The 6,170-nt window shown below is 63.3% G+C and carries 4 protein-coding genes and 1 pseudogene; 1 reads left to right on the top strand and 4 read right to left on the bottom strand.

The genetic code is table 11. From position 1 onward, the window contains the following. From AC1P6P_RS07405 to AC1P6P_RS07390, 4 genes are all read right to left on the bottom strand, one after another. A partial coding sequence (locus AC1P6P_RS07405; protein ID WP_481401793.1) for an efflux RND transporter permease subunit occupies nt 1–1,945 on the bottom strand: 1,945 nt, incomplete at its 3' end. A gap of 117 nt (nt 1,946–2,062) precedes the next feature. Beyond that, on the bottom strand, nt 2,063–3,430 hold the full coding sequence (locus AC1P6P_RS07400; protein WP_481401792.1) for a sensor histidine kinase: 1,368 nt from the start codon (nt 3,428–3,430) through the stop codon (nt 2,063–2,065). Further along, on the bottom strand, nt 3,430–4,107 hold the full coding sequence (locus AC1P6P_RS07395) for a response regulator transcription factor (protein WP_481401791.1): 678 nt from the start codon (nt 4,105–4,107) through the stop codon (nt 3,430–3,432). Before AC1P6P_RS07395 ends, AC1P6P_RS07400 begins: the two co-directional genes overlap by 1 nt. A gap of 56 nt (nt 4,108–4,163) precedes the next feature. Next, nucleotides 4,164–4,634, bottom strand: coding sequence for a hypothetical protein (locus AC1P6P_RS07390; RefSeq protein WP_481401790.1), 471 nt, complete (start codon nt 4,632–4,634; stop codon nt 4,164–4,166). Nucleotides 4,635–4,877: 243 nt separating this feature from the next. Here AC1P6P_RS07390 and AC1P6P_RS07385 point away from each other — a divergent pair. Next, nucleotides 4,878–6,170: pseudogene (locus AC1P6P_RS07385) on the top strand (hypothetical protein); the annotation flags it as partial.

Genomic DNA, 6,170 nt, shown 5'->3' with positions numbered 1-6,170 from the left:
GAATGTCGCCGTCCTGCGGCCCGATGCCGCCGGTGTTCGAATAGGCGCGGTTGATGCCCGAGACCGGCAGACCGATGTTGTCGACGATCGAGGCGATCTCTCCGGGCGGCAGGCTGGCTCGAATCCGGTTCTCGATGTGGTCGAACAGCGCCGAGGTCTCTTCCAGCCGGGTGCCGACCGGGGCGCGGACATGGATGCTGATCTGGCCTGAATCGACGGTCGGGAAGAAATTGCGGCCCAGGAACGGCACCAGTGCGAACGACGCCAGCACGACGATCAGGAAGCCCGGCAGGAACGTTCGGTACCTGGCCAGCGCGAGGGCCAGCACCGAGACGTACCAGGCGCGAGCCGCTTCGAAACGGTGCTCGAAGCCGTGCTGGAAGCGACGCAGCGGGTTGCGTGACTTCGGCCGCCCGGCCTGCGCATCGTGCGCGATCATGATTTCGGCGGTGTGGCCGCTGGCATGGTCGCGAAGCAGATAGTTGCCCAGCGTCGGCACGAGCGTGCGCGACAGGATGAAGCTCGCGATCATCGCGAAGACGACAGCCTTGGCCATCGGCGCGAACAGGAATCCGGCGACCCCCGGCAGGAAGAACATCGGCACGAAGGCGATGCAGATGCAGAGCAGTGAAACGAACGCCGGCTGGACGATCTGCTCGGCGCCGTCGAGGATCGCGTCGCGCACCGACTTGCCCTGTTCGAGATGCCAGTTGATGTTCTCGATGGTGACGGTGGCATCGTCGACGAGAATGCCGACCGCGAGCGCCAGGCCGCCCAGCGTCATGATGTTCAGCGTCTCGCCGGCAGCGGCAAGCCCGCACACCGCCGCGAGCACTGCCAGCGGGATCGAAGTCGCGATGATCACCGTCGAACGCCAGGAGCCGAGAAACAGCAATATCATCAGGCTGGTCAAGGCAGCGGCGATCACGCCCTCGCGAATGACGCCGGAAACCGCCGCCTTCACGAACAGCGACTGGTCCGCAAGCGGTCGCACCTTGAGGTCGCCGGGCAGGGTTTCGGCTAGCTTGGGGAGCAGGCCCTTCACCGCGTCGACGATCGCGATGGTGGATGCCGATCCCGATTTGAGCACGGTCATCAGCACCGCCCGCCGGCCATCGACATGGACTTCGTTGCGCTGCGGCGGCGAGCCGTCGTGCACGTAGGCGACGTCTCCGATCGTCACGGTGGCGCCATCGACCGTGCGGATCGGCAAGGCGTTCAACTGATCGACGAGGCGCGGTGCGTTGTTGAGCCGGACGTTGTATTCGAACTGGCCGATCTTGGCCGTGCCGGCAGGAACGATCTGGTTCTGCGCTGCAAGCGCCGCACCGACATCGGCAGCGGAAAGGTGGTGCGCCTGCAGCGCAGAGGGGTCGAGGTCGATCTGGATCTGCCGTTCGCGACCGCCATAGGGCGACGGAATCGCCGCACCTTCGACCGACGCAAGGCCGGGCCGGATGAAATTCTGGCCAAGATCGAAGATCTTCTGCTCGGAAAGCGACCCCGACGACAGCGCCAGTTGCAGGATCGGCACGGTCGAGGCGTTGTAGTTGAGAATCAGCGGCGGGGTGATGCCGGGCGGCATCTGCTTGAGCACCGTCTGCGAAACCGACGTCACCTGTGCCGTCGCGGTGCGGATGTCGACCCCGGGGCGGAAGAACACCTTGACGATGCCGATGCCGTTCAGCGACTGGCTCTCGATGTGGTCGATGTCGTTGACCGTCGTCGATAGCTGGCGCTCGTAATAGTAGACCACCCGGCCGGCCATATCTTCGGGCGGCAGGCCGCGATAAGTCCACACGGCGGCAATCACCGGCATGCGGATATCCGGAAAGATATCCGTTGCCGTCCGCACCCATGCGATGGTGCCGAACAGGACGATCAGGATCGCCATTACTGCAAATGTGTAAGGGCGGCTAAGTGCAATCTTGACGAGATGCAGCATGTTTCCTTGCGACGACTGGATCGCCGATCACCATTTCAACAGAGCGGTGCGCCCTGTTCGGAACATGCGGGCCAATCGAGCATCGCCGTTCGCCATGCAACGAAACAAATTTTCATTTCACGCGAGGGAATCCCCGGCGCGCGGTCCGCGTACCCTGACCTTGAGACCAGGATGCGCGTCTTCCAGATCGAGCGCGAAGCCGTGCAGGTGCATGATCGCCGCTACCAGACTGAGTCCGAGCCCCGAGCCGGGCGCGCTGCGCGCGGCGCTGCCGCGGTGGAAGCGGCGCAGGACGAAATCCCGTTCGTCCTCGCCGATTCCGGGGCCATTGTCCGATACCTCGATCCGGACATTCTCAAGATCGCTGTCGACGCGAACCGAGACCATGCCACCGGCCGGGATGAACTTGATGGCATTCTCCACCAGATTGCTGAGCCCCTCGAACAGCAGCTTTTCGTCGCCGAATACGACCGCCCCATAGGAGCCGGTCAGGGCCAGGCGGATGTCGTTTTCTTCGGCCAGGGGTTCGAACAGTTCGCAGACTTCTGCCGCCAGCGCCATCGCATCGACCCGGGAAAACCCGGCGCGGCGCCCTGATGCCTCGATCTCCGAGATGCGCAGCAATGCGGTGAAGCGCGCGAGCACCGTGTCAAGTTGCACGGTGGCACTCTGGGCCAGGGCGGCGGTTTCGCCGCCGGTCTCGTGAAGACTTTCCAGCCGGTTGCGCAACAGCACGAGTGGAGAGCGCAAGTCATGCGCGATCGCGTCGGTTGCGCCTTTGACCTGTTGCATCAGCCTCTCGATTTCATCGATCATGGCGTTGATGGTGGTTGCCACGCTATCGAGCTCGTCCCGGCGGTTTGTCACCGGCATGCGGAGCCGCAAATCCCCCTGTCCGATGCGGACGGCAATCGCGCGGAACAACTGGATGCGCCTCAGCGGTCCGATACTGAGCGAAACGCCGGTCGCCAGCGCCGCCAATGCCGCCAGGCACGCACTCGCCGCCACGATCTGGAGCATCCGTGCCCGCAGGTCGATGATCTGGCTTATGTCGCGACCCAGGACGAGCCTGCCGCCGGTGGCAATCGGCTGCGCAAGCAGCCGAAGTGGCGGCCGCGCAGCCGCACCGGCCGCCACTTCGAACGGTTCGGCAGAAGCCGGCGTCGCAACGGCATGGATGTTGCCGGCAACCACGCGGCCCTGGGGGTCAAGCAACGCGAAATAGTTCAGGCCGCTGGAGTTCTCTGCCATCGCCGCGCGGATGTTGCCCGGCAGGCCGGTCGGCGGAAGCGCCAGCAATCGCGCCATTTCGTGGCGCAGGACCTGGTCGGTCCGGGTGGTCAGCTCACGAACGGTGAGGGCGTAGATCAGGCCGGACATCGCGCCTAGCGTCAGGACCAACGCAGCGCTGAACATGACGGCAAGCCGGAAGGTCGTGGTGTCGCGAATCTGTGCGAAGTGCAAGCGGGTCCGGTCGCGCGTCATCAATCGCCGTCAAGGCAATAGCCTTCCCCCTTCACCGTGCGAATCGGCGATGGCTGGCCCGGCCGCTCCAGCTTGCGACGAAGCTTGCCGACATGAACGTTGATGAGGTTGTCGCTGGGCTCGAAAAAGCAGCCCCAAACCTGCTCGAAAATGATGCGCCGATTGACGACCTTGCCCGCGTGGCGGGCGAGGAACTCAAGCAGGCGGAACTCCTTTTGCAGCAGGTCGATCGGCTCGGAATCGAGCCAGACCTTGCGCTTGATCAGGTCGATTTCGAGCCGACCGACCTTGAGCACGCCATGGTCGGGGTATTCAAGGTGCCGGCGCAACAACACATCGATCCGCGTTGCCATTTCTTCGAGCGAAAACGGCTTCACCAGATAATCGTCGCCACCGGCGCGCAAGCCCGCAATCCGCTCATCCACGTCCGCCATGGCGCTGATCATCAGGACCGGGGTCGTGATTTGCGCTGCTCGCAGCCGGGAAACGAGTTCGAGGCCATCGATGCCGGGCAGCATCCGGTCCATCGTGATCGCGTCGAAGCGCTCCTCGCGCATGCGGACGAGAGCTGCACGGCCATCCGGGATGTGGGTCACATCGTGCCCTTGTCCGCACAGATGGGCAACGATGGAGCCGGCGGTCTCTGGATCGTCTTCGACGACGAGGATGGAAGCCATCGTCGCTGATTAGACCCGCCGGGCGCGCAAGCCAATCGGATTGCGAACCATTCCCATCAGCGACGCGTCCAATCGCGGGTGACGGTTAGGCCGTTGACACGATGGTCCTGAAGCGGAAGCGATACCGTCCAGGTGACATTGTCCGTGTAATCGCCGCCATCGCGGAATTCCACGTCGGTGAATTTGCAGATCAAACCGGCTTCGTTGAAACCCGAAGCGCTTGCCGGTCCGCAATGAGCGCCCGCTTTGCGAAGGATCGCGGCAGCCGCTTCGGCATTGGTCCCGATGGGTACCGCTTCGCTCAGGGCGCCCGTCGCGTCGGAGAGAAGACGGGCCGGCGTGTGATGCGCCTCCCAACCTGGGTCCGACGACCAAAGCAACGGATCACGCGGCATCGCAAACTCCAGGTCGGCAAAGCGCAGGCCGTGGCGGGGCGCATCGTCATAGGGATTGGAATAATCGACCGGGTGCGCGGATGCGGGGAACGCAAAGGTCAATGCGATCGCAGCAAGCAGACGTGAGTGCATGAGAGCCTCCTTGAATGCTGTTGCGGTTCGATTGAGTAGATCGAAAACTCAAGTGAAAAGCGCTTCACGTCGTGGCTTACGGCAAGTACAACCTGCAATGTGAAATTTATTTCATGTAGACGATGTAGACATTCCAACGTGAAATTAATTTCATCTATTGCTGTATCCCGCCAATGTCACAAATGTGAAATAGACTAATCATAGCGAGCCGCTGTCAACATAACCTGAAACAGGGGCTTTTGCATGAGATCGTCCGTTTCCATCCTGGCACTGATTGCCGCTGGCAGCCTTGTCACGACCACCGCGCAGGCCGCCACTCGCAGTCACCATCGGCGCGTGGGTGGCCATCCGGTGGCAGCCGGCCAGGAACGCGACGAGCAGAATGCCGAGCTGCGGCAAGAGGTCGCCGAATTGCGGGCTGAAGTGACCAGCCTGAAGCAGACGATCGACGCCGAGCACCAGGCACAGGCCACCACCACCGCCCAGGTCCAGGCGCTGAACGACCAGGTCACCGCTGCGCCTGCCGCGGCGCGCGCCGAAGCGAAGACGGAGGTCGCCGCTGCGATCGAGAAAGAGCATCACCGCGACGCCATCGGCTACAAGGGTATCCGCCTTCAGCCGGGTGGCTTCCTGGAATTCGCCGGCATCTACCGCAGCCACTACCAGGGCAACGACATCGCTTCGTCCTACGCGATCCCGTTTCCCAACAACCGGCCGTCACACACGTCCGAAGGCCGCTTTACGGCACGGCAGAGCCGTCTCTCGCTGCTGGCGCAGGGTAAGGCGAGCGACGATGTCACCTTGTCGATGTATGGCGAATTCGACTTCCTCGGCGGCGCGCAAACCGCCAATTCGAACGAGTCGAACAGCTACAATCCGCGCATTCGCAACATCTACGGCACGGTCGACTGGAATCGCGGGGGGCAAGGCTGGCACCTTCTCGCCGGGCAGAACTGGTCGCTTGTCACGCTCAACAACAAGGGCATCACCCCGCGCAACGAGCAGATGCCGCCGCAGATCGACGCGCAGTACATCCCCGGCTTCACCTGGGCCCGCCAGCCGCAAATCCGGCTCACCGGCGATTTCCTCGATCACAAGCTGTGGGTTGCCGTTTCAGCGGAGAACCCGGCGACGACCTTCGGTGGCGCGGTTCCGGCGAATGTCACCAACGTTGCCCCGGCCGGGTCGGGCTTCGATGCCGCCAACAACCTCTCGCTCAATCACATGCCCGATTTCGTCGGCAAGGTCGCCTACGAAGGCGCGCTGGGTGATCGGTCGCTGCATCTCGAAGCGTTCGCGCTCTCGCGCACGTTCACCGCGCATCTGAACGGCGCCGACAATGTCAACAAGGGCGGATACGGCTTCGGCGGCGGCGTGATCGTTCAAGCGGTGCCAAAGCTGCTCGATCTGCAGTTCTCCGGCATGATCGGCAGGGGCATCGGTCGTTACGGCTCGGCGCAGTTGCCTGATGTCGCGTTCGCGGCCGACGGCAGCATCCATCCCGTCAAGGAATACATGATGCTCGGCGGCGCGACC

This window comes from Rhizomicrobium sp. (assembly GCF_056722145.1).
Note: the sequence above shows the minus strand (reverse complement) of the source record. Positions and strands in the feature narration are given on the sequence as shown.

What these genes read in the sequence shown, in the direction of transcription:
- AC1P6P_RS07400 (WP_481401792.1), bottom strand. Translation starts at nt 3,430, where the DNA reads ATGACGCGCGACCGGACCCGCTTGCACTTCGCACAGATTCGCGACACC.
- AC1P6P_RS07395 (WP_481401791.1), bottom strand. Translation starts at nt 4,107, where the DNA reads ATGGCTTCCATCCTCGTCGTCGAAGACGATCCAGAGACCGCCGGCTCC.
- AC1P6P_RS07390 (WP_481401790.1), bottom strand. Translation starts at nt 4,634, where the DNA reads ATGCACTCACGTCTGCTTGCTGCGATCGCATTGACCTTTGCGTTCCCC.